This is a genomic window from Mycolicibacterium komossense (genome assembly GCF_025822605.1).
GTDB classification, from domain to species: domain Bacteria; phylum Actinomycetota; class Actinomycetes; order Mycobacteriales; family Mycobacteriaceae; genus Mycobacterium; species Mycobacterium komossense.
Map to the genome: position 1 here is coordinate 210,556 of NZ_JACKTY010000028.1, position 23,961 is coordinate 234,516.

Annotated in this window: 23 protein-coding genes; 18 read left to right on the forward strand and 5 right to left on the reverse strand. The window is 65.7% G+C overall.

The features are described from left to right. Positions 1-17 precede the first annotated feature (17 nt). The 11 genes from H7J73_RS11995 to H7J73_RS12045 are packed head-to-tail and all read left to right on the forward strand — an operon-like array spanning position 18 to position 10,623. Positions 18-1,079 (forward strand): ABC transporter permease, encoded by a 1,062-nt coding sequence (locus H7J73_RS11995; RefSeq protein ID WP_264067592.1) that lies wholly within the window; start codon positions 18-20, stop codon positions 1,077-1,079. Further along, positions 1,076-1,906: an ATP-binding cassette domain-containing protein gene (locus H7J73_RS12000; RefSeq protein WP_264067593.1), complete on the forward strand. Its 831-nt coding sequence runs from the start codon at positions 1,076-1,078 to the stop codon at positions 1,904-1,906. The genes H7J73_RS11995 and H7J73_RS12000 overlap by 4 nt, the downstream gene beginning before the upstream one ends. Further along, a complete protein-coding gene (locus tag H7J73_RS12005) occupies positions 1,903-2,844 on the forward strand; it encodes an MBL fold metallo-hydrolase (RefSeq protein ID WP_264067594.1) in 942 nt (313 codons plus the stop codon). Before H7J73_RS12000 ends, H7J73_RS12005 begins: the two co-directional genes overlap by 4 nt. After that, entirely contained in the window at positions 2,844-3,485 is a 642-nt protein-coding gene (eda, locus tag H7J73_RS12010) for a bifunctional 4-hydroxy-2-oxoglutarate aldolase/2-dehydro-3-deoxy-phosphogluconate aldolase (protein WP_264067596.1), read from the forward strand. Before H7J73_RS12005 ends, eda begins: the two co-directional genes overlap by 1 nt. Before the next feature lie 26 nt (positions 3,486-3,511). Next, complete coding sequence (locus tag H7J73_RS12015) at positions 3,512-4,363, forward strand: SDR family oxidoreductase (RefSeq protein WP_264067598.1); 852 nt, start codon at positions 3,512-3,514, stop codon at positions 4,361-4,363. A gap of 4 nt (positions 4,364-4,367) precedes the next feature. Continuing rightward, positions 4,368-5,459, forward strand: coding sequence for a galactitol-1-phosphate 5-dehydrogenase (locus tag H7J73_RS12020; protein ID WP_264067599.1), 1,092 nt, complete (start codon positions 4,368-4,370; stop codon positions 5,457-5,459). Next, positions 5,456-6,550 carry a zinc-dependent dehydrogenase gene (locus H7J73_RS12025; RefSeq protein ID WP_264067600.1) on the forward strand — a complete coding sequence of 365 codons (1,095 nt, stop codon included), beginning with the start codon at positions 5,456-5,458 and terminating at the stop codon, positions 6,548-6,550. The genes H7J73_RS12020 and H7J73_RS12025 overlap by 4 nt, the downstream gene beginning before the upstream one ends. After that, a complete protein-coding gene (gene glpK, locus H7J73_RS12030; protein WP_264067601.1) occupies positions 6,543-8,042 on the forward strand; it encodes a glycerol kinase GlpK in 1,500 nt (499 codons plus the stop codon). Before H7J73_RS12025 ends, glpK begins: the two co-directional genes overlap by 8 nt. Before the next feature lie 49 nt (positions 8,043-8,091). After that, entirely contained in the window at positions 8,092-9,051 is a 960-nt protein-coding gene (locus tag H7J73_RS12035; protein WP_264067602.1) for a shikimate dehydrogenase family protein, read from the forward strand. Between the two features lies 1 nt (position 9,052). Next, positions 9,053-9,652 carry a glucose-6-phosphate isomerase gene (locus H7J73_RS12040; RefSeq protein ID WP_264067603.1) on the forward strand — a complete coding sequence of 200 codons (600 nt, stop codon included), beginning with the start codon at positions 9,053-9,055 and terminating at the stop codon, positions 9,650-9,652. Between the two features lie 44 nt (positions 9,653-9,696). Beyond that, complete coding sequence (locus tag H7J73_RS12045; RefSeq protein WP_264067604.1) at positions 9,697-10,623, forward strand: NAD(P)-dependent oxidoreductase; 927 nt, start codon at positions 9,697-9,699, stop codon at positions 10,621-10,623. Positions 10,624-10,653: 30 nt separating this feature from the next. Here H7J73_RS12045 and H7J73_RS12050 read toward each other — a convergent pair whose 3' ends face one another. Together H7J73_RS12050 and macS are read right to left on the reverse strand one after the other, a co-directional pair. After that, on the reverse strand, positions 10,654-11,304 hold the full coding sequence (locus H7J73_RS12050; protein WP_264067908.1) for a response regulator: 651 nt from the start codon (positions 11,302-11,304) through the stop codon (positions 10,654-10,656). 22 nt (positions 11,305-11,326) lie between these two features. Next, a complete protein-coding gene (macS, locus tag H7J73_RS12055) occupies positions 11,327-12,496 on the reverse strand; it encodes a MacS family sensor histidine kinase (protein WP_264067605.1) in 1,170 nt (389 codons plus the stop codon). Positions 12,497-12,513: 17 nt separating this feature from the next. Here macS and H7J73_RS12060 point away from each other — a divergent pair, with 17 nt between their 5' ends. Further along, positions 12,514-13,776 (forward strand): alpha/beta hydrolase fold domain-containing protein, encoded by a 1,263-nt coding sequence (locus H7J73_RS12060; protein WP_435405471.1) that lies wholly within the window; start codon positions 12,514-12,516, stop codon positions 13,774-13,776. 4 nt (positions 13,777-13,780) lie between these two features. Here H7J73_RS12060 and H7J73_RS12065 read toward each other — a convergent pair whose 3' ends face one another. From H7J73_RS12065 to H7J73_RS12075, 3 genes are read right to left on the reverse strand one after another with little or no spacing between them, the layout of a single operon-like run. Then, positions 13,781-14,533, reverse strand: a complete 753-nt coding sequence (locus H7J73_RS12065; RefSeq protein ID WP_264067909.1) for an amino acid ABC transporter ATP-binding protein — start codon at positions 14,531-14,533, stop codon at positions 13,781-13,783. 35 nt (positions 14,534-14,568) lie between these two features. Next, positions 14,569-15,510: an amino acid ABC transporter permease gene (locus H7J73_RS12070; RefSeq protein WP_264067607.1), complete on the reverse strand. Its 942-nt coding sequence runs from the start codon at positions 15,508-15,510 to the stop codon at positions 14,569-14,571. Positions 15,511-15,525: 15 nt separating this feature from the next. Further along, complete coding sequence (locus tag H7J73_RS12075) at positions 15,526-16,449, reverse strand: ABC transporter substrate-binding protein (RefSeq protein WP_435405472.1); 924 nt, start codon at positions 16,447-16,449, stop codon at positions 15,526-15,528. Between the two features lie 210 nt (positions 16,450-16,659). On the opposite strand from H7J73_RS12075, the gene H7J73_RS12080 reads away from it, so the two are divergent. The 6 genes from H7J73_RS12080 to H7J73_RS12105 all read left to right on the forward strand — a co-directional run bounded on the left by H7J73_RS12080 (position 16,660) and on the right by H7J73_RS12105 (position 23,951). Next, entirely contained in the window at positions 16,660-17,292 is a 633-nt protein-coding gene (locus H7J73_RS12080; RefSeq protein ID WP_264067609.1) for an HdeD family acid-resistance protein, read from the forward strand. A gap of 120 nt (positions 17,293-17,412) precedes the next feature. Further along, a complete protein-coding gene (locus H7J73_RS12085) occupies positions 17,413-18,873 on the forward strand; it encodes a cytochrome ubiquinol oxidase subunit I (protein WP_264067610.1) in 1,461 nt (486 codons plus the stop codon). Positions 18,874-18,894: 21 nt separating this feature from the next. Then, positions 18,895-19,947: a cytochrome d ubiquinol oxidase subunit II gene (gene cydB / locus H7J73_RS12090; protein ID WP_264067611.1), complete on the forward strand. Its 1,053-nt coding sequence runs from the start codon at positions 18,895-18,897 to the stop codon at positions 19,945-19,947. Between the two features lie 137 nt (positions 19,948-20,084). Continuing rightward, entirely contained in the window at positions 20,085-21,659 is a 1,575-nt protein-coding gene (cydD, locus tag H7J73_RS12095) for a thiol reductant ABC exporter subunit CydD (protein WP_435405485.1), read from the forward strand. Beyond that, positions 21,646-23,346, forward strand: coding sequence for a thiol reductant ABC exporter subunit CydC (cydC, locus tag H7J73_RS12100; protein WP_264067613.1), 1,701 nt, complete (start codon positions 21,646-21,648; stop codon positions 23,344-23,346). The genes cydD and cydC overlap by 14 nt, the downstream gene beginning before the upstream one ends. Further along, on the forward strand, positions 23,343-23,951 hold the full coding sequence (locus tag H7J73_RS12105) for a DUF4190 domain-containing protein (RefSeq protein ID WP_264067614.1): 609 nt from the start codon (positions 23,343-23,345) through the stop codon (positions 23,949-23,951). The genes cydC and H7J73_RS12105 overlap by 4 nt, the downstream gene beginning before the upstream one ends. The last annotated feature ends 10 nt before the right edge of the window (positions 23,952-23,961 follow it).

A 23,961-nucleotide genomic window follows, 5' to 3' on the forward strand; every position in this document is an offset into this window, starting at 1 on the left:
ACGCAAGGAGGAAGACGATGTCACCTGACGCCAGCCCGATGACGCTCACATCGCCGGCAGACGAGCGACGCCTTGGCGAGCCACTTTCCGCCACGTCGCCGGCGCCACTGGGCGCGCGGATCCAGCGCCGACTGCACAGCCGACCACTGCTCGGCCCCACCGCCGTGCTCGTCGCCGCCACCGTAGCTTTCACCGCGATAGTGGGCCCGGCGTTTCTGCAACCCGGCAACGTGTCGCTGATACTCCAGCAGGTCCAGATCGTCGGAATGCTCGGAGTCGCCCAGACGCTGATCGTGCTCACCGCCGGCATCGACCTGTCGGTGGCCGCGATCATGGTCCTCACCACCGTCGTGGCGGGTCAACTGGCCACCGAACACGGGATCCCCGCGGTGCTCGCACTGGGCGCGGCGCTGATCACCGGCCTGGTGTGCGGACTCGTCAACGGGGCCTTGGTAGCGCGATTCCGGATCCCGCCATTCATCACCACTCTCGGTACGCTGAGCGTCTTTACGGCACTGACCATCTGGCTCTCCGACAGTCAAACCATCCGCGGCCAGGATCTGCCCCGCCTGCTGCTGTGGCCAGGCCAGACCTTCACCGTGTTGGGCGCACGCATCACCTACGGCAGCATTCTGATGCTGCTCACCGTGATAGCCGCGGCAATCGTGTTACGCCGGACCGCCTGGGGTGAACACGTCTACATGGTGGGTGACAACCCGGAAGGCGCACGACTCAGCGGGATTCGCACTTCACGGGTGCTGCTCAGCGTGTATGCCGTGGCAGGGCTGGTGTGTGCGGCTGCCGGCTGGTTCCTGATCGGGCGGGTGGGCTCGATCAGTCCGTTCTCCGGCGAAGGCGCCAACCTCACCAGCATCACCGCCGTCGTCATCGGCGGAACGAGTCTCTTCGGTGGTCGTGGCCACGTCGTCGGCACCCTGATCGGAGCGCTCATCGTCGGTGTCTTCAGCAACGGACTCACCCTGGCCGGAGTCGATGTGCTCTGGCAGACATTCACCACCGGTGTGCTCGTGATCGTCGCAGTCGGACTGGATCAGTGGACCAGAAAGGTCGCGGGATGAACACCGCCGCAACAACAGTCGATGCACCCGCCCTCGAAGCCCGCGGCCTCGTCAAACGGTATGGCCACGTCACCGCACTCTCTGGCGCCGACCTGGTTCTGCACCCCGGTGAGGTGCTGGCCGTCATCGGCGACAACGGCGCCGGCAAATCCACACTCATCAAGTGCCTGTCCGGTGCACTGGTCCCCGACGAAGGAAGCATCCGGGTGGGTGGCGCGGCGGTGACCATGCGCTCCCCGATCGACGCGAGAAGCGCAGGCATCGAGACCGTCTATCAACATCTTGCGGTGTCCCCGGCCCGCGATATCAGCGCAAACCTGTTCATGGGCAGAGAGATTCGACAGCCAGGAGTACGCGGGAGCGTCCTGCGCCTGCTCGATCGCCGGGCCATGCGGGAACGTTCTCGAATCCTGCTCGAGGAGCTCGGCCTCGCGACCATCCAGAATCTGGGCCAAGCGGTGGAGACACTCTCCGGCGGCCAGCGCCAGGCGGTCGCGGTGGCCAGAGCCGCCGCTTTCGGCAGCCGCGTGATCATCATGGACGAACCGACAGCCGCGCTGGGCGTCAAGGAATCGGGAAAGGTCCTTGAGCTGATCGCCCAGATCCGCGACCGGGGTATACCCGTAATCCTGATCAGCCACGATATGCCGAGCGTTTTCGAGGTCGCCGACCGAATCCACGTGCAGCGTCTGGGACGTCGTATCGCCTGCGTACCGACATCGCAGCTGAGCATGCCCGACGCGGTGGCACTGATGACCGGTGCGGTCACCCCCGGCGCGGAGCACACCTCCGACGCCCCGGTGCGGGTCCCGGCCGGGGCGCAGTGAGCACGTCGGGCGCCGCGACGCTGGTGCCGCACACTGTCGCGCAGGGCCCGGGTGACGGGCCGTTCTCCGTGCGTTACAGGCGTTCACTCACGATCGACGATCTGATGAACGGCACCGCCGCCAGCGGCGACACCACCCAGGTGTGGTGGTTGGGTCAGGCCGGGTTCGCCATCCGCCGTGACCAGCAGGTCCTCCTCGTCGACCCCTATCTGTCCGACAGTCTCGCGACAAAATACGCCGGGACGGTGTTCCCGCATCAACGCCTGCATGCCGCCCCGATCGCCGGTGAGGATCTGAATTCCGTTGTCGCCGTGCTCCACACCCATGCCCACACCGATCACATGGATCCGTGGACGATCAGCGGACTGCTGCAATCCAACCGACCGCAGTTCGTCACTCCCCTGGCCCGGGCGTCGATCGCCATCGAACGCAATATTCCTGCTGAACTGCTCAACGGTATCGACGCGGGCCAGCGGGTTCGGCTCGGATCCTTCAGCGTAACCGCGATCCCGGCGGCACACGAGGAATTGACCCGGGACGCCGACGGCGCCCACCACTTCCTGGGCTATGTCATCGACACCGGCACGGCCCGCATCTACCACTCCGGTGACTGTGTGCCCTACCCCGGACAGATCGACATCCTGGCGGCCCTGGATATCGATGTGGCATTGTTGCCGATCAACGGTCGAGACCGCCATCGGCTGGCCAACGGCGTTCCCGGCAATTTCAAGTTGTCCGAAGCAGTTGAGTTATGCAGCACCGCAGGCATTCCCGCGTTCATCTGCCATCATTTCGGGCTCTTCGACTTCAACACCGTCGCACCCGACGCGGTGATCGATGAACTCCGCAAGGGCGGCGGCGGACCGGCCTGGACCGTTCCCGCGGTGGGCGCCGCATTCGACATCGTCCCAACCAACCGGAAAGCAGGTGAACGGTGATGGCCGGCATCCTGACCGACCTGTCGCACCTTCGAGTCGTTCCCGTGGTCCAACTCGACGATTCCGCTGCGGCGCCCCGTCTCGGTGAGGCTCTACAGCACGGCGGACTCCCCGTCGTGGAAGTGACCTTCCGCACCGCTGCCGCTGCCGCTGCGATCCGGCAGTTGCGGAGACACTGCCGCGACGTCCTCGTCGGTGCCGGCACTGTGCTGACACCGACGATGGTGGACGTCGCCATCGAGGCCGGCGCCGCCTTCGTGGTCACGCCCGGCTTCAATCAAGCAGTCGTCGACCACTGCCGTCGGCGACAGATTCCGATCATCCCCGGGGTGAATTCACCCACCGGCGTCGAACAGGGTCTGGCCAACGGACTGGCTCTGCTCAAGTTCTTTCCCGCAGTCGCCAGTGGTGGCCTCGCCATGCTCAAGGCGCTGGGCGGACCCTACGGCGAGGTCTCCTTCATGCCGACCGGTGGTATCACGGCGGACACCGCACCGGGTTGGCTGGCCCAACCCAACGTCGCGGCGATCGGTGGGACGTGGATTGCGCCGGCGGCCGACATCAGTGCCGGGGACTTCTCGGTCATCGCCGAGCGAGCTGCACAAGCAGCGGCAATCGGCAGCACCGTCACCATTTCATAAAATCCCAACTGCGAGAGGAAATTACAATGAGTACCCCGACATTCGCGCCCAACTACCTTCCAGAATCAGGCTCAGCACTTACCGGCAAGGTCGCCATCGTCACCGGTGGCGCATCCGGTATCGGTGAAGCGGTCAGCCGCACGTTCGCCGCAAACCAGGCAAAGGTGCTCGTCGTGGACAACGACGCTGAGCGACTGAAACTTGTTGTCGACGAGATCGTTTCACACGGCTGGATCGCCGAAGCGCATGTCGCAGATGTGACCGACGAGTCATCGGTGGTCAACTTCTTTGCCTCCGCGCGAGAAACCTGGGGCTCGGTCGACCTCGTCGTCAACAGTGCCGGCCGTGATTCCCTGTCTCCACCGGTCGTCGAGGTGACACTCGAGGAATGGAACAAGACCATGGGCCCCAATCTGACGGCCGTCTTCCTGAGCTGCCGCGAGGCCTTTCGCGTCATGTCCACCCAGCCCACCGGAGGACGCATCATGAACATGGGCTCGTCCTCGACCAGGATCGCCTCCGGGCCCGGGCACAGCCCCTACCGCGCCTCCAAACACGGCATGCTCGGCTTCAGCAAGAACATCCTGCTGGAGGGCAAGGACAAGAACATCGGGGTGACGGTGATCAACCCGTCGCACGTCGCCACTCCGATGACCGAGATTATCGACAAAGGGCTCTACGACGACGACATCCCGGCCTACACCGACGGCTGGCTCGACGAGAAGGAGATGGCAGAGGGCATCTACGCCAGCTGCATAGACGTCTCCAACGTCGCCGAGGCCACCTTGTGGGTGGCCACCCGCACCCCTGACGTGACCATACCGACCATCTCGCTCTACCCGACACACAAGGCTCACCGGTACGGGATGGAGGTCTGACCCGATGAAAGCGGCCGTTCTGGAGTCGAAAGATGTTCTGGTGTACAAGGACCTACCCGATCCCCTGCCGTTCGGGGAGCGGCCCGTCCTGGTGCGGGTCGGCAGCGTCGGAGTGTGTGGTTCCGATGTTCTGCGGTTCGCCCACGACACCGCTTACCACTACCCGCTGGTCCTTGGACACGAATTCTCCGCGGTGATAGAAAAGGCGCCCGAGGACAGCACGTTCGCACCGGGTGACCGAGTGGCCGTCTTCCCGCTGTTACCGCGGTCCGACGACCCACTGACCCGCGTCGGTGAGTGGGCGCTCAGCGATGCCTACGACTATTTCGGCTCGCGCCGTGACGGCGGGATGTGCGAAATGCTGTGGGTCCCCGAGGCGAACCTGGTGCCGGTACCGTCCAGCATGCCGCTGGCCCATGCCGCTACGGTCGAACCCGCCGCTGTCGCACTGCACGCAGTGCAGAAGCTGCGGGTCCCCGCGGCGGGCACGGTGATGGTGGTCGGCGCCGGACCCATCGGGGCACTGGCTGCCCAGTGGCTCCGAATCCTGGGCTGGACCAGGGTGCTCGTCGCCGACGTCGACCGCCGCAAGCTGGAGTTGATGGAGCAGTTGGGGTTCGAGGTGCTCGACGCCTCGACACAGGATGCTGTCTCCGCGGCCGGAGAACGTACCGGTGGCCGCGGGCTCGACGCCGTCGTCGAAGCGAGCGGATTCCCCTCGGCCTTCCTTCAGTGCCTGGAAGCAGCCGCACCGCAGGGGCAGATCCTTCTCCTTGGCGACCTCAAGGGTGACGTCACCATCCCGCAGTCCCTGATCTCCTCGTTCATCCGTCGCGAGCTGGTGATCATCGGGACATGGAACTCGCGGATCATGCCATCCGGGCGCAGCGAATGGGACATGGTGGTGGAACACATCGCCAGGGGTTCACTGGCAGTCGCACCACTGATCAGCCACGTGCGCGGTCTCGAGGAGGCTCCCGAACTCATGGCCGACATTGCCGGCAAACGCATCTGGTCGAACAAGGTCGTCTTCGCCGTCTCACCGGAGGCCCGCGCCGAGGCGCGAGCGCATGCGGCCGGCGGAGGGCGGCCATGAAAGCCGCCGTATTCCATGGTCCGGGAGTAGTCAAGGTCGAGGACATCCCGGTTCCCGACATCGGGGTCGACGAGCTACTGGTCGCCGTGCGTGCCGCGTCGATCTGCGGCACCGATCTGCGCATCGCCGAACACGGCCATTTCAAGTTACCGGACGGCCGTCACCGGGTGCTCGGACACGAAACCGCCGGCGTGGTGGTCGAAGTCGGCCCGCAGGCCCGTGGCTTCGCCCCCGGAGATCGGGTGTCGATCACCCCCAACATCGGATGCGGACACTGCCGGTTCTGCCGCAGGGGCCTGAACAACATGTGTCCCGACTACGAAGCGTTCGGTATCACCATCGACGGCGGGTTCGAGGAGTACCTGCGGGTACCGGGCCACGCGCTGCAGCGCGGCAACGTCTTTCGGTTGCCTGACAACGTCTCCTTCGCCACCGCCGCGCTCCTCGAGCCGTTCTCGTGCTGCCTTCGGGGCCAGCATGTCCTCGATGTCGGGCGCGACGACATCGTGGTCATCGTCGGCGCGGGACCGATCGGCATTTTCCACACGCTGCTGGCGAAACTCTCCGGGGCGGCGAAGGTGATCGTCGCCAACCGCTCACCTCAGCGCCTCGATCGCGCCCGCGAAGCAGGTGCTGACGTGACAGTGCTGACCTCCCGCGAGAATCTCGAAGAGGTGGTGATGGAACAGAGCGCGGGACGTGGCGCCGATGTCGTGCTCACCTGTGTCTCCGACCCCGCCGTGCAGACCCAGGCAGTCACATTGTTGGCCACGCACGGGCGCCTGAACTTCTTCTCCGGTCTCGGGCGCGGCGCTGGGGCCCAGATCGACACCAACCGGGTGCACTACCGAGGGCTGGTGCTGACCGGCACCACCGGGAGCAGCAACTCCGACTACGAACGCTCGTTGGCGCTCGTCACCGAAGGCCGGGTGGATCTGAGTCGTTTCATCAGCCGCACTTTCGATATCGAGCAGATCGGCGAGGCGATGGAGCACGCGTCCTCTGGAGCAGGCATGAAAGCCATGGTGACCTTTCCGGAAGAACCTGCTCGACTCGGTGAACGACACAGAAAGGGCGGGGTCGATGAGTGACAGCGTTGTCATGGCCCTCGACGCGGGGACCACGAGTATTCGCGCCATCCTGTTCAACCACGACGGAGACGTCGTGGTCGAGGCAGCCCAGGAGTTCCCCCAGATCTACCCCCGACCAGGATGGGTCGAGCACAACCCGCTCGATATCTGGAACACCCAGGTGACCGTGGCCAAGGAGGCGCTCGCCCGAGCAGGGATCACCGCACGTGATGTCGCCGCCATCGGCGTCACCAATCAGCGCGAGACCACCATCGTCTGGGACCGCGTCACCGGTGCACCGGTGACGAACGCCATTGTGTGGCAGGACCGCAGGACGGCAGCATTCTGTGACCGGCTGAAAGCCAACGGTCTCGAGGAGCACGTGCGCGCGACCACGGGACTGCTGATCGACGCCTACTTCTCCGGCACCAAGCTGGCCTGGATCCTCGACAACATCCCGGGTGTCCGCGGGCGTGCCGAACGGGGCGAACTCGCCTTCGGCACCGTCGACAGCTGGCTGATCTGGAATCTCACCGGCGGCACAGTTCATGTCACCGACTACACGAACGCGTCACGCACAATGCTTTTCGACATCCATCGGCTCGCGTGGGATGACCGGATGCTCAAGGAGCTCAACATCCCGCCAGACATGCTGCCCGAGGTCCGCCAGAGCAGTGAGGTCTACGGCCACACCTGTCGAGATATCTTCATCGAAGCCGAGATCCCCATCGCCTCCGCAATCGGCGACCAGCATGCCGCGCTGTTCGGGCAGGCCTGTTTCGAACCCGGCATGGTCAAGACGACCTACGGGACGGGCGCCAGCTTGGTGATGAACACCGGTGACGTGCCGGTACGTTCCACCGCCGGGCTACTGACCATTCCCGCCTGGGGTCTCGACGGAACAGTCGAATATGCCTTGGAAGGACTGATTTTCGTGTCGGGGGCGACCGTGCAATGGCTGCGCGACGAGCTCAAGATCGTCTACGACGCCGCCGACACCGAATTCGCCGCCAGGCGCGTGCCCGATTCCAATGGCGTGTACTTCGTGCCGGCGTTCGTCGGCCTGGCGGCACCGCACTGGGACCCGTATGCACGTGGCGCCATCGTCGGTCTGACGTTGGGCGCCAACCGAAATCACATCATCCGTGCAGCGCTCGAAGCCATCTGCTACCAGATCTGCGATGTCATCACCTTGATGGAGAACGACTCCGGTATCGAAGCCAGGGAGATCCGCGCCGACGGCGGCGCGGCCCGCAACAGTTTCCTCATGCAACTCCAAGCGGACCTGCTCGACATCGGCGTCGTGCGGCCCACCGTGGTGGAGACGACCGCACGCGGCGCCGCCTATCTGGCCGGGCTGGCCACCGGCTACTGGAAAGACCGAGCCGAGCTCACCACCACCTACCATGTCGACCGCACCTTCGTCCCGCAGATGCCGACGGCCACCCGCTCTACCATGTACGCCGGCTGGCAGAAGGCCGTGAGCCGGGCGCGGAGCTGGGAAGACCACTAGTTCGCCTGTCAGCTTTCGTCATTCGTCGTCACAACACTGGAGTAGCCACATGTCCCTACCCCCTCCTGCCCAAAAACCGACGATGTACTTCGTCGGTGTCACCACCGGCGCATCGTCGATTATGAAAGTCTTCCCCGCCTGGGCCCGACATCTGGGTATCGACGCCCACATCACCGGAATCGATCTGCCACTGGACGCCGAACCCGAGGCCTACCGAAAGGTGGTGTCGTTCATCAAGAACGACCCGCTGTCGCTAGGTGCTCTGGTCACCACTCACAAGCTCAACCTCTACCAGGCTGCCCGCGACCTGTTCGATGAGGCGGGCGATGCCACTGCGCTGCTCGGCGAGGTGAGCAGCATCTCCAAGCGAGGCACCACACTGCGTGCCCAGGCGATGGATCCCCTCACCAGCGGCCTTTCCCTGGAAGCCATCGTCGCCGAAAACTACTGGCGCGACGGTGCCGAACTTCTACTGCTCGGCGCAGGCGGATCGGCATTGGCGCTGACGCTGTACCTGCACCGGCGTCAGCAGCGCGGTGACGACACGCCTTCGCGGATCGTGGTGACCAACCGCCGCCCGGGGCGCCTGGAAGAGATGCGTGCCATCCACGACCGGCTGGCCACCGAGCTCAAGTTCGACTATGTGCACGCCGCCTCAGCTACCGACAACGATCGCCAACTCGCCGATCTGGCCCCCGGCTCGATCGTCGTGAACGCCACCGGCCTGGGTAAGGACCGCCCTGGCTCGCCGCTCGGCGCTGCCGCTGTCTTCCCACAGCAGAGCATCGCGTGGGATTTCAATTATCGCGGCGATCTGCTGTTCCTGGATCAGGCGCGCGCCCAAAGCGACACGCGTGGAGTACGGGCCGAGGACGGCTGGGTTTACTTCTTGCACGGCTGGACCCGGGTCATCAGCGACGTCTTTGACGTCGAAATACCCATGGCTGGACCGGAATTCGATGCATTTGCCGATATTGCACGCACCACCACCACCACAGAGAAGGGTTGACATGACCACCACCACATCCGCCGCCGCCACGACAGTTGCTGCCACGGTGACTCCGTTCGATCTGAGCACCGGGCTGTCCGCGGCACGTGAACCGCTGCGCAGGACACTGTCGGCGATGACGAGCATGTACGCCGACGCCCAGGCCGCGCAGGACTGGATCGAACGCGAAGACGTCCTGGTCTACGAGTTCTACGATATGGGCGTCCCGCAGACCTCGGGTGACGTCGCCTACGGTACGAGCATCGTCTATCCCGGCAAGGTCGGCGACGAGTACTTCATGACCAAGGGGCACTTCCATACGGTGCTCGACACCGGTGAGATCTACTTCTGCCTTTCCGGTGAGGGCTACATGCTGATGGAGAACCCGGAAGGCGACGTCCAGTGGGCACAGTTCGTGCCGGGCCAAGCCGTCTACGTGCCGCGGCGCTACGCGCACCGCAGTATCAACACGAGCAGCTCCGAACCACTGATCACCTTCTTCGGCTTCCCCGGCCATGCGGGCCACGACTACGGAACCATCGAGCAGAAGGGTTTTCGCAAGCTCTGCATCGACGTGGAGGGCCGGCCGACGTTCGTGGACAACCCGAAATGGGCGGGCTGACCCCCGGCGCGACGGCACCGACGCTCCCTCCCGGGAGAGTGGCGGTGACGCCGCGCTCACTGTCAACGGGTCGGCATCCGGCGTTGGAACGACTCCAACAGCACGGCTTCGAGTTGGTGTTTCCCGCCCCTGCTCGTACACCGACCACCCAAGAGCTGCTCACCGAACTGCCGACGTGCGTGGCGTATCTGGCAGGCGTGGAACCGATTTCGGGCGAAGTGCTACGGAGCGCTCCGCAGTTGCGGGTGATCGCACGAAACGGAGTCGGCGTCAACAACATCGATCTGGTTGCTGCACGGGAGCTCGGAGTCGAGGTGCTGCCGGCCGTCGGCGCCAACTCGCAGGGGGTGGCCGAACTGGCGCTGGCCCTCGCCTTCGCCGGGGTGCGACGTATCCCGTGGTCGGACGCGCGACTCAAAGCCGGCGACTGGTCACGCTCAGCCGGTGTGGAGCTGTCCGGGCGCACGATGGGAATCATCGGGGTGGGACAGGTCGGCCGGCGGCTGGCGACGATGGCAGCAGGTATCGGGATGAACGTCATCGGTTATGACGCCTTTCCCGACCCGAGGTGGACTCCACCCGCGCGATTCCGGTGGTCCACCATCGACCAGGTTCTGGCCGCCGCGGATGTGCTGTCCCTGCATGCACCACCCGGCGACAAGCCGCTACTGGACTCGGCGCGTCTTGCCCGGATGCCGAAGGCGGCACTCCTGATCAACACCGCACGCGCCGAACTCGTCGACGAGGATGCGGTGCTGGCGGCGCTGAACGAGGACCACCTGACTGCCTATGCGGTCGATGCATTCTCGACTGAGCCACCTAATGATCTGCGCCTGGTAGGCCACGAGAAGGTGATCGCCACTCCGCACGTCGGCGGTTTCACGCAGGAGAGTGTCGGGCGGGCGAGCGAAAGCGCGGTCGATGCCATCCTGTCGGTGCTGCAGTGTGCACCCGCAGCGGCCGGCAGGTAACAGCGCCGACGTCACGGCCAGCCGGGGCGCCTACGGTTCCTGGTCCAGACCGTGTTCGATGGCGTAGCGCGCCAATTCGACGCGATTAGCCACCTGCAGCTTGCGGAATGTGGCCTGAACATGGTTTTCGACGGTGCGGTGGCTGACCGACAGCTTCGCGGCGATCTGTTTGGCGGTCAGTCCCTTGGCGACGTGACGCAACACTTCGGTCTCGCGGTCGGTCAGCGTCGGCGTCGGTCCTACCTGCGCGGCGGCCTCGGATTCCGGCCGCTGCGCGATGCGGCGATACTCCCCAAGCACCAAACCTGCCAGGCCCGGGGTGAACACCGCCCGCCCGGCCGCGGTCGCACGGACAGCGTCGGCGAGTTCGGCTCGCGATGCGCTCTTGACGAGGTATCCGGTGGCACCTGCCTTAACGGCTTCGAGCACGTCGTCGCGCTCACCAGAGGCCGACAGCACCAGCACCCGACTCGACGGCGACACCGCCAGCACTTCGGCGGTGGCCTGCGCACCGTCGCCGTCGCCGAGTCGCATGTCCATCAAGACCACATCGGGCTGGACGACCGCCGCCCGGCGGCGGGCCGAGGCGACACCGTCGGCCGTCGCCACCACCGTGAAACCGTCCTCGGCGAGATCGCGGGCCACCGCATCGCGCCAGATCGGGTGATCGTCGACCACCATCACGTTCCACGTCTGCCCGGCTTCAGCCACGAGCCTTCCCCTTCCTGCCTCTGGGTACGGTCAGTTCCCACTCGGTGCCGCCGTCGGGATCGGTGCTCAGCGTTGCGGTGCCGGACAGTGCCTGCAAGCGTCCGACGATCGACTTCGAGATCCCGACCCGGCCCTCGGCCTGCGCCTGTTCGAGACGTCCCGGCGCGATCCCTACGCCGTTGTCGCGGATGCTGACCGTAACCACCTCGCCGAGATCTTCGACCAGCACATACGCTGTCGCGCCGGGGCCGGCATGGGTCCGTGCGTTGTCCAGGGCGTTGACGGCGGCCGCCTCCAGTTCGGCGGCGACCGCGAAGTCCAGCAGCACCGGGGTACCGGGGACGCTGACGACCACCCGCTCACCGGCCTGCCTGCTCAGACCGGAGCGGATATCGACAAGCGCCGGATGCGCATCCCGGCCATCACCGCCATCACCGCTGTCGCTGACCAGCCGGCGCAACGCGCTTTCCTGTTCGCGGGCCAGCTCGGCCAATTCGGTTGTGGGACCACCGATTTCCCTGCCACGTTTGGAGACCAGCGCGAGCACTTGGATGACGCCGTCATGGACCTGCCGCGCCAGGCGTTCCCGCTCGGCCACCGAGGCCGTCAGCAGTGCCGCACGCTGCAATTCGGCGTGCGCGCGACGCGCGGTCTGAGCCGCCAATCCGATCGCCAGCCCGACGGCGAGCTCGATGACGATGGTCGCGTTGCGGGCCAGATCGATAGTGACGTAACCCTTCAACGCCGCCGACGCGGCCACCACCGCCGCCCCGGCGAGCATGCCCGCCACCGGACCGCGCAGGATCGCCGCCGAGATGGTGACGTTGGTGGCCCACAATGTGGTCGGCAGCGACTGGTTGTCCGCGATCCATTGCGGGGAGGCGATGAGCGCCGTCGACAGCATCAGCGCCACGACCACGACCAGCTCGGCCACCACCCAGGTCGCCCGGCGGCCGAAACCCTGCAGATACGCGGCGGCGCATACCAGGGTCCACACCGACAGCACCCCGAACTGCAGCCAGCCCAGCGCCGGGCGGGTCAGCTCGTCATTGCTGACGATCTGGAAACCCATCGAGTAGAGGTAGCTGAGCAGGCGGAACACCTGCGCGGCGCGCCACAACGGTTGGCTGGGATCCGAGGTGGGATCGAGCCGAGCCGGCATCTGCTCAGCATAGGGTGGTGGGCGTGAAGCGTGTGAAACACATCGCGGCCGTGTTCATCGCGGCGATCAGCGCTGCCCTCACGGCCAACGGCTACCGGCCGCTGTCAAAGCGGGGTTACCCGTCGTTGTACGCCTTCACCTATGGGGTGTTCGCCTCGGAGCTGCCCTTGCAGATGATCGCGGCTGAGGCCGCGGCGCTCACGGCGGTGACGCCCGGACTGGGCCGCCGGACGGGTCGCATCGCCTGGCTGGTATCGGCCCTGTCCTGGCTGGGACTGCTCGGACTCTACCGCGCAGGACGGCAGGCCGATCAGCCGCTGACTGCTGCCCTGGACGCCGAGCTGGGCACCGACCGGCGCACCGACAGTGGGGACCTCTGGAAGCGTCCCGCGCCGATGGGTGCGACGGCCAAGCGACCCGGCGTCGTCCGCATGCTGCGGATCTACCGCGATTACGCCCACGACAGTGATGTCCCCTACGGCGAGTTCGGCAGGAAGAACCTGCTCGACATCTGGCGCCGTCCCGATCTCGACCGCGGTGGTCGCGCACCCGTGCTGCTCGAGGTTCCCGGCGGCGCCTGGATGCTGGGAAGCAAACGTGGACAGGCACATCCGTTGATGAGTCATCTCGCCGAACTCGGCTGGGTGTGCGTGTCGATCAACTACCGGCTCAGCCCGCGGGCGACGTGGCCTGATCACATCGTCGATGTCAAACGCGCGATCGCCTGGATCAAGGAACACATCAGTGAGTACGGCGGTGACCCGGACTTCATCGCCATCACCGGCGGCTCGGCCGGCGGGCACCTGTCGTCGCTGGCCGCGTTGACCCCGAACATGGCCGAATTCCAGCCGGGTTTCCCTGATGTCGACACCAGCGTGCAGGCGGCCGTCCCGTTCTACGGCGTCTACGACTTCACCAGGAAAGACACCTCGATGCACCCACTGATGGTGCCGATGCTCGCGAAATACGTCCTGAAACAACGGCGTCGCGACTTCCCTGATGCCTACCAGTCGGCGTCGAGCATCAGCCACGTCAACGCCGATGCCCCGCCGTTCTTCATCTTGCACGGCACCAACGATTCGTTGATCCCCGTCGAGCAGGGCCGCAGTTTCGCGCGGCGGTTGCGCGAGGTGAGCACCCAGCCCGTGGTGTACGCCGAATTGCCTTACGCACAGCACGCTTTCGACATCTTCGGCTCACCGAGGGCGGCGCACTCGGCCGTCGCGGTCGAACAGTTCCTCGCTCAGGTGTACTCCCGAACGCGGGTACCAGCTGTCTGAGGAGCTACATCACCTTCGACAGAAACAGCTTGGTGCGATCCTCCTGCGGGTTGGCCAGCACCTCACGGGGATTACCGCTCTCGACGATGACGCCGCCGTCCATGAAAACCAGCTGATCGGCGACCTCACGGGCGAAGCCCATCTCGTGGGTCACCACCACCATCGTCATGCCCTCGCTCGCGAGCTTCTTCATGACGCCGAGCACCTCGCCGACGAGTTCCGGATCCAATGCGGAGGTGGGCTCGTCGAAGAGCATCAGTTTGGGGTTCATCGCCAATGCCCGGGCGATCGCCACCCGCTGCTGCTGACCGCCGGACAGCTGGGCGGGATAGGCGGTCGCTTTGTCGGTGAGCCCGACCTGTTCGAGTAGATCTTTCGCGCGTTCGACGGCTTCCGCCTTCTTGACACCCTTGACCTGCATGGGTGCTTCGATGATGTTCGCCAGCGCGGTGCGGTGCGGGAACAGGTTGAAGTGCTGGAACACCATCCCGATATCGCGGCGCTGTTTGGCCGCCGCCCGCGGCGCCATCTCGTGCAGCTTGCCGCCGCGTTCGGTGTAGCCGATCAGCTCGCCGTCGACGTAGAGCCGTCCCGCGTTGACCTGCTCGAGGTGGTTGATGCAACGCAGGAACGTGGACTTTCCCGAGCCGGACGGCCCGACCAGAACGAGCACCTGGCCCTTGCCGATCTCCAGCGTCACACCCTTGAGCACCCGCAGCGCACCGAAGTTCTTGCAGACGCTTTCGGCCTTGACCATCGGCGTGGCAGCACCGGTTGCGTCGGGAAGCTGAGTCATACCCCTCCTCCTTCGCTCAGTACCTGCGCCTTGGCGAGCGCCTCGAGCTGTTTACCGGTCAGCTTGCGCGAAGCACCCCGGGAGAAGTATCGCTCCAGGTAGAACTGGCCGACCATCAGGATGCTGGTGATCAGCAGGTACCACGCGGCCGCAACGAGCAGCAGCGGGATGGGCTGGAAGATCACCGCGGCGATATCGCGCTGGCGGCCGAACAGGTCGAGCGTGAACGGCACCGCGACGGCCAGCGACGTGGTCTTGAGCTGACCGATGAACTCGTTGCCGGTCGGCGGGATGATCACCCGCATCGCCTGCGGCAAAACGGTGCGCCGCATCGTCAGCAACCAGGACATACCCAGCGCCGTGGAGGCTTCGGACTGCCCTTCGGGCACCGAGCTGATGCCGGCCCTGATGATTTCGGCCAGGTAGGCCGCCTCGTTGAAACCGAGGCCGAGGATCGCCAGCAGAAAGTACATCGAGAGGTTCTGGATATCGAGGTGAAAGAACGTGGGACCAAAGGGGATGCCGAGCTGGATGTTCTTGTAGATCGTCGGGATCAGGCCCCAGAACACCAGCTGGACGAACACGGGTGTGCCGCGGAAGACCCAGAGGTACACCCAGGCCACCGACCGGAAGACCGGATTCGGCGACAACCGCATGACTGCGAGGATGACGGCCAGCACGATCGCCAGGATCATCGACCAGACAGTCAGCTGGATCGTGATCCAGACGCCGGAGACGATCCGTTCGTCGAGGATGTACTTGCCGAAGAACTTCCAGCCGTAGGCATCGTTGGTGGCGGCGCCGTAGATGAACAGCCCAGCCAGAATGAGGATGACGATCGCCGCCACCCACCGCCATGGGTGCCGCAGTGGAACCGCGTCAATTGCGGCAGGACCGTCGGCTGGACTGGTGGGGGGCGGCGAAACATCAACACTCATAGGTCAATCCGGCGATCAGCTGGTTGCGCCGTTGATGACCGGCTTGTCGATCATGCCGGCCTCGACGCCCCAGTTGCTCGCGATCGTCTTGTAATCGCCGGTCTCGATGAGATGCTCGAGCGCCTTCTGCAGCGATGCCGCCAACGCCGAGCCCTTCTTCACGGGCCAACCGTAGGGCGCCGAGTCGAAGGTCTCGCCGGCCTGCTCCAGCTTGCCGTCACTCTGCTTGATCGCATACAGGGTGACCGGGGAATCCGCCGACATCGCGTCAGCCTGCCCCAGGACGACCGCGTTGGTGGCCTGATCCTGGCCGTCGAACTTCAGGATCTGGATGGCCGGCTTACCGGCGTCGGTGCACGTCTTGCTCCTGGCCGGCAGTTCGTCGACTTCCTGCGTGGTGGTCGACTGAACCGCGACCTTCTTGCCGCAGGCGTTGTCCGGGCCGATGTCCGAACCCTTCGGCCTGGCCCACAGCGAACCGGCCGAGAAGTAGGTGACGAAGTCGACGGTCTGCTCACGTTCTTTGGTGTCGGTGAACGACGACATGCCGACGTTGAACGTACCGCCCTCTATCGCCGGGATGATCTTGGCGAAATCCGCTTCCCGGTAATCGGCGGTCAGGCCGAGGGTGGAGGCGATCGCGTTCATCAGATCCACGTCGAAGCCGACGATCTTGCCGCTGGGATCCTTGAACTCGTTGGGCGTGTAAGGCACGTTGACGCCGACGATCAGCTTGCCCGACGACTTGATGTCCTCAGGGACGGTGTTCGCAATGTCGTCGACCTTCGCGGCCTGCGCGGCCGTCGTCGAGGTCGTAGGACCGGATGTGTCGCTGTTCTTGGTGCAGCCCGACAGCGCGAGCGCGCTACAGGCGGCGACCACTACCGCGCCGCGCCACCAGCGCGACCCCACTCGACGGTCTTGACTTCCAGCTACCACGGTGTTTCTTCTTTCTGCATCGGGCCGTCATCCGTCTGTTCAGGCGCTGACGTTAACGACCATGGACCCAGCGCGCATTGCCGGTAACGAGACATTAACGACCTCGTCGGCGGACCACAGGACATTCTGCGTTCTGGCTGTGGGTCGCGCGTCCACCGCACCGGCGGCCAAATCGCCCGATGCCCATCGGCGGTGTGTCACACTGCGCGCATGGAAACCACTGCTACTCCAAGCATGTTGCCGCACTTGTGGAAGTCGGCGCTGGTGTCGGGACTACTGGCCATCGTTATCGGCGCTGCCGTTCTGGCATGGCCCGGCAAGACAATTCTCATCGGTGCCATCTTCTTTGGCGCATATCTGCTCATCACCGGGATCGCGCAGGTGCTCTTCGCGTTCGCACTGCATGTCTCGGCTGGCGGCCGCGTGTTGCTGTTCATCAGCGGTGCGGCATCGCTGATCCTTGCGGTCCTGTGCTTCCGGAGCCTGGCGGACTCGATTCTGCTGCTGGCGATCTGGATCGGTATCGGCTTCATCTTCCGCGGTGTCGCGACGGCGGTGTCGGCGATCAGCGATCCGACGCTGCCCGGCCGGGCGTGGGAGATCTTCGTCGGCGTCATCAGTCTGGCCGCCGGCATCGTGATGCTGGCATCGCCGTTCGAGTCGGTCACGACGCTGGCGATCGTGGTCGGCGCGTGGTTCGTCGTGATCGGTGTCTTCGAGGTCGTCGCATCGTTCGGAATCCGAAAGGCCGGCAAGAACCTCGCCGAGGCGCTCACCCCGGATCCGGCGGAGCCTGCTCCCGCGGCGCCAGCGGCTTCCGCACCGACGACCACCATCGAGTAGCGACCAAAAGTCATCCCGATGAGGTCTAAAGTCCCTAGTGACTGGGCCTGCCAGACCTACTACACTCTGTCGTAGTGGAGTCGTAACGACTCGACCCGTAGCCCCGGGGAGATGACGTAGATGAACGCGCTGGACGTATCGCGCTGGCAGTTCGGCATCACGACGGTCTACCACTTCATCTTCGTGCCGCTGACGATCGGCTTGGCGCCGCTCATCGCGATCATGCAGACAGTGTGGGTGGCCACCGGCAACACCGCGTGGTACCGGATGACGAAGTTCTTCGGCAAGCTGTTCCTGATCAACTTCGCCATCGGCGTGGCGACCGGCATCGTCCAGGAGTTCCAGTTCGGGATGAACTGGAGCGAGTACTCCCGGTTCGTCGGCGATATCTTCGGCGCGCCATTGGCGATGGAAGGTCTGGTCGCCTTCTTCTTCGAATCCACGTTCATCGGCTTGTGGATCTTCGGCTGGACACGGCTACCGAAGCTGGTGCATCTGGCCTGCATCTGGGTCGTCGCGATCGCCGTCAACGCGTCGGCGTTCTTCATCATCAGCGCCAACTCCTTCATGCAGCACCCGGTCGGCGCGACGTTCAACCCGGAGACCGGCCGCGCCGAGCTGACCAGCATCATGGCGCTGTTCACCAACAACACTGGGCTGGCCGCGTTTTCACATGCCGTGGGCGGAGCGTTCCTGACCGCAGGCGCCTTCGTGGCGGCCATCTGCGCGTGGTGGATGGTGCGCTCCCGCACAGCCGACGGCCAATCCGGCGACGCCGCCACGATCTACCGGCCCGGAACTATCCTGGGTTGCTGGGTGGCACTCATCGCAGCGGCGGCGCTGTTCCTCACCGGCGATGTCCAAGGCAAGCTGATGTTCCAGCAGCAACCGATGAAAATGGCGTCGGCGGAATCGTTGTGCCACACCGAAACCGATCCCAAGTTCTCGATCCTCACCGTCGGCACGCACAACAACTGCGACAGCATCACCCGCGTCATCGAGATCCCCTACGTGCTGCCCTTCCTGGCAGAGGGCAAGTTCACCGGGGTCACCCTGGAGGGTGTCAAAGATCTGCAGGCCCAGGCCGAGCAGAAGTTCGGGCCCGGCGACTACCGACCCAATCTCTTCGTGACGTACTGGGCCTTCCGCGCGATGATCGGCTTCCTGCTGATCCCGGTGCTGTTCGCCATGGTCGCACTGTGGCTGACCCGCCGTGGCCGGATCCCCGACCAACGCTGGTTCGCCTGGTTCGCTCTGCTGACCATCCCCACCCCGTTCCTGGCCAACAGCGCCGGCTGGGTGTTCACCGAAATGGGCCGGCAACCGTGGGTGGTGGTGCCCAACCCGACCGGTGACCAGGCGATCCGACTTACCGTGCAGGACGGCGTTTCCCACAACTCGGCAGGCCTGGTGCTGTTCTCACTGATCACCTTCACGTTGACCTATGCCGCCCTGGCTGTCGTGTGGTTTTACCTGATGCGCCGCTATGTCGTCGAAGGACCGCTGGAACACGATTCCGAACCGGCGCCGCCTGCGCCGCCCGGCGAAGACGACGTCAAACCCCTGTCGTTCGCCTACTAGTCGCGCAAGGAGTTGATCGCGATGGGGTTACAAGAGTTCTGGTTCATCCTCGTGGCAGTACTGTTTCTCGGCTTCTTCATCCTGGAGGGTTTCGACTTCGGGGTGGGAATGCTGATGGAGCCGATCGGGCGCCTGGGCAAATCGGGTGGACCCGAAGCGATCGAGCGGCGCCGACGGGCCGCGCTGAACACCATCGGCCCAGTCTGGGACGGTAACGAGGTCTGGCTGATCACCGCGGGTGGCGCCATGTTCGCGGCGTTCCCCGACTGGTATGCGACGGTCTTCTCCACGCTGTACCTGCCGCTGCTGGCCATCCTGTTCGCGATGATCCTGCGCATCGTGGCGATCGAATGGCGCGGCAAGATCAACGATCCGAAGTGGCGGTCCTACGCCGATACCGGCATCGCCATCGGTTCCTGGCTGCCCGCCATCCTGTGGGGCGTTGCCTTTGCCATCCTGGTCCGCGGCCTACCGGTGGATGCCCACAAACAGGTCGACCTGTCGTTCACCGATGTGATCAACCCGTACACCCTGCTGGGCGGGCTCGCGACCGGTGGGCTGTTCCTGCTGCACGGTGCTGCGTTCCTGGCGCTGAAATCGTCGGGCGAGGTCCGCGACGACGCGCTGCGGATCGCCAGATGGGCGTCGCTGCCGGTGACGACATTGGTCGCGGCATTCGGTATCTGGACCCAACTGGCGCATGGAAAACCGTGGACGTGGTTGGTGCTGGGCGTGGCGGTGATCGCACAGCTTGCGGCGGTCGCCCTGCTGCGGGCCGGCACGCGCGACGGGTGGGCGTTCGTGGCGACGACGCTCGTGGTGATCGCGGTCATCACGCTGCTATTCGGTGACCTGTACCCGAATCTGGTGCCGTCGACCTTGAATCCGGACTGGAGCCTGACGGTGCACAACGCGTCGTCGAGTCCATACACGCTGAAGATCATGACGTGGGCGGCCGTCATCTTCGCGCCGCTGGTGATGATCTACCAGGCGTGGACGTACTGGGTATTCCGCCAGCGCATCTCGGCCGACCGGATCCCCGATTCCATCGGTTTGTCGAGGCAGGTGTCCTGAATAACAGCAGCCGGGCGCCACTCGACCCCGGCGCGTGACCGATGCAGAGCGAGGCACGAGCGATGAGGAGGAACGCACCAATCGACCCGAGGTTGTGGCGGGCCTCGGGTGCCGTCCGGCGCTTCCTGGTCGCCACGGTGTGCTGCGGTGTCGTGATCAGTGGCGCCGCAATCGGATCGGCGGTGGTACTGGCCCACGTCGTGGCCGGGGTCATCACCGACCCGGCGACGCGCACACTCCCACACTGGCGCACCTGGCTGCTGATCCTGTTGGTGCTGTGGATGATTCGGGTGGTCGCACAATGGCTACAGGTGCGGCTCAGTCAACGCGGCGCCAGCGCGGCGATAGCCGATCTGGGCGGCCAGGTGTTGCGGTCGGTGACCGCGGCCGAACCGCGCACTCTCGCACGGCGCCGCGATGACGCCGCCTTCGTCGTCCTGCGTGGTCTCGACGGGCTGCGGCCGTACTTCACCTCCTATCTGCCCGCATTGTTCCTGGCCGCGATCCTCACTCCCGCCGCGGTCGTGGTGATCGCCTGGTATGACCTGCAGGCTGCGGTTGTCGTACTGGTCGCGCTGCCGCTGATCCCGGTGTTCATGGTGCTGATCGGACTGGCCACCGCGGACCGGTCGGCGGCGGCGCTGGAAGCGATGACGACCCTGCAGGCCCGGCTGCTCGACCTCATCGCCGGACTCCCCACCCTGCGGGCGCTGGGACGGGCCGAAGGGCCCGGCGAGCGGATCGGCGAACTGAGCGCGGCACATCGCCGTTCGGCGATGGCGACACTACGCGTCGCATTCCTGTCCACCCTGGTCCTCGAGCTGGTGGCAACGCTCGGTGTGGCGTTGGTGGCGGTATCCGTCGGGCTGCGATTGGTGTACGGCGGGATCTCACTGGACAGCGGCCTGACCGTACTGCTGCTCGCCCCGGAGGTGTTCTGGCCACTGCGCCGGGTCGGCGTCGAATTCCATGCCGCCCAGGATGGGAAGTCAGCCGCCGACAAGGCTTTCGCCTTGATCGACAGCGAGTCCCGCATCACGACCGGCACCGCCACGGTGTGCGCCGCGGGCAGGCCCATCCGGCTGGAGAATCTCAGTGTCGAAGGCCGTGACGGACCGGCGCCGAACGGCCTGAGCGCCGTCCTCGCGCCCGGCGAGGTGACCGTGCTCGTGGGTGCCAATGGGGCGGGCAAGTCGACCACGGTGCAGGTGATCGCCGGGCTGACCACACCGACAACCGGCCGGGTGAGCGTGGGGGACGTCGATATCGCCGATCTGGAACCCGAGCCATGGTGGCACCAACTGTCGTGGCTGGCGCAGCGGCCGGTGCTGATACCCGGCACCGTCGCCGAGAACCTGGCCTTGTTCGGCGAGCTGGCCGACCTCGATTCAGCCTGTGCCGCTTCGGGTTTCGACGAAGTGCTGGGAGACCTGCCGGAAGGTTTGCAGACCAGACTCGGCCGCGGCGGGGTCGGTCTGTCCCTTGGGCAACGCCAACGGCTGGGCCTGGCCCGCACGCTGGGCTCCCCCGCGCCGGTTTTGCTGCTCGACGAGCCCACCGCTCACCTCGATCCCGAGACCGAGAGCAGGGTGTTGCAGGCGATCACCGCCCGCGCCCGCGGGGGCACGACCGTCGTCGTCGTCGGGCACCGCGCGCCGGTGCTCGCGATCGCAGACCAGATCGTCGAGGTGGCGAGCCGTGCGACTGTCTGACGACCCACTGATCCTGGCGTTGCCGCTGCTGCGGCCCAGGCTGGGCCGGCTCCTACTCGCCGTCACCCTCGGAGTGCTCTCGCTGACCAGCGCTCTCGCCTTGGCCGGAGTCTCGGCCTGGCTGATCACCAGGGCCTGGCAGATGCCACCGGTCCTCGACCTGTCGGTGGCCGTGGTCGCCGTCCGGGCGTTCGGTATCTCGCGTGGTGTGCTGCACTACTGCGAGCGGCTGGCGTCTCACGACACCGCGTTGCGGGCCGCCGGTTCGGCCCGCCGCGGTATCTACCACCGACTCGCGCGCGGACCCGTCGACGTCACCGCCCGCCTGCACGCTGGGGAACTCGTCGGCCGCGTCGGCTCCGATGTCGACGAACTCGCCGACGCCGTCGTGCGCGCGGTGCTGCCGATCGCGGTGGCCACGGTGCTCTCGCTGATCGCGGTCGGCGTGATCGCCGTGATCTCCCTGCCTGCCGCCGCGCTGCTGGCTGCCTGTCTGCTGATCGCGGGGGTGGTCGCGCCGTGGCTGGCGGCCCGCGGGGCCACCGCCCAGGAAGAGCTCGCACGGATTCACCATGGCGACCGGGACATCACGGCGATGCTCGCCCTCGAACACGCCCCCGAACTCCGCGTCAGTGGGCGGCTGCCCGCGATCATTGCCGAATCAGGTCAACGCCAACGCGACTGGGCCAAAGCCGTTGACCGGGCGGCGACACCCGGGGCATACGGCGCGGCAGTGCCGACCGCGGCGATGGGCGTCGGCGTGCTCGGCGCCGTCATCATCGGAATCGGTATCTCCGGCACCGTCGCACCGACCACCTTGGCGATCTTGATGCTGCTGCCACTGTCCTCCTTCGAGGCGACCACCGCACTTCCCGGCGCTGCCATTCAGCTGACCCGGTCCCGGATTGCGGCCCGACGGTTGCTCGCTCTCACCGGGTCCGGTGCCGTCGCGACCGTGATCGCGTCGGCGACCCCGAGGGATTCCGCACTGCGCGGCACCGCGTTGCGGGCGGGTCATCCCGGCTCGAGTCCAGGCTCCGTCGTCAGCCTCGATCTGAAACCGGGTGCCCGACTGGCTGTTACCGGCCCGAGCGGGTCGGGGAAATCGACCCTGCTGATGACGATCGCCGGCTTGCTGCCGCCGATCGCCGGCGACCTCACCATCGGCGGCGTGCCAATCGGCACGGTCGATGAGCACCAATTACATTCCTGGGTAGCGTATTTCGCCGAGGACGCCCACATCTTCGCCACGACCGTGCGCGACAATCTATTGGTGGTCCGCGGCGACTGCGGCGATGACGAACTGACCACAGCCCTGACGCGCGTCGGGCTCGGCGACTGGCTGCAGGCGCTGCCCGATGGCTTGGCCACGGTGCTGACCGGCGGTGCGTCGGCGGTGTCGGCCGGGCAGCGGCGCCGACTGCTGCTGGCCCGGGCGTTACTGTGCCGCGCACCGGTACTCCTGCTCGACGAACCCACTGAACACCTCGACGCCGCCGACGCCGAGGCACTTTTGCGCCAACTCCTCGTCGTAGAAGGCGGACTACTCGAACCCGGCCGCACGGTGGTGGTGGCGACACACCACCTGCCCGGTGACATCACGTGTCCGCGACTTCACACACAAGCGAGCAGGTACTCTGGCAGCGGGTCTCGTCCACCACAGCCTGATCTGGAGCGCACGCAATGACTGAAACACCCGAATCCTCCAGCTCCCCCGAGACACCAACGGGAACACCACAAACCCCACCTCCGCCGCCTCCCTATCCGGGCGCGCCCGGTGGTTACGCACCCGGCAATCCGCAGCAGTACCCGCCGCAGTATCCACCGCAGGGCGGCTATTACCTCCCGCCGGGAGCGAGTTACCCGCCGCCCCCGCCGCAGCCTTACGCGGGCTACACGCCGCCGCCTGCGAGCCCGAGAAACGGCCTGGGTATTGCCGCGCTGATCACCGCCATCGTGTCGCTGCCCGCGGCCATCTCGGTATTCGGCGGTTTCCTACTCGGTATCGTCGCGATCGTCCTCGGCTTCATCGGACACAGCCGCGCCAAGCGCGGTGAGGCGACCAACGGTGGCGTCGCGATCGCCGGCATCGCCCTCGGCGTGCTCGGCATCATTCTGAGCGCCTGCGTCATCGCGTTCGGCGTTTGGGGCTTCTTCAAGATCGGCGGACGCGACTACGTCGATTGCATGCAGAAGGCCGGAAATGACACATCAGCTCAGACGCAGTGCGAGGACCAGTTCCGCGGCAACCTGGAGAACCAGTTCAGCGTGACGCTGACCCCCACGCCATAGCCGCTCCGAG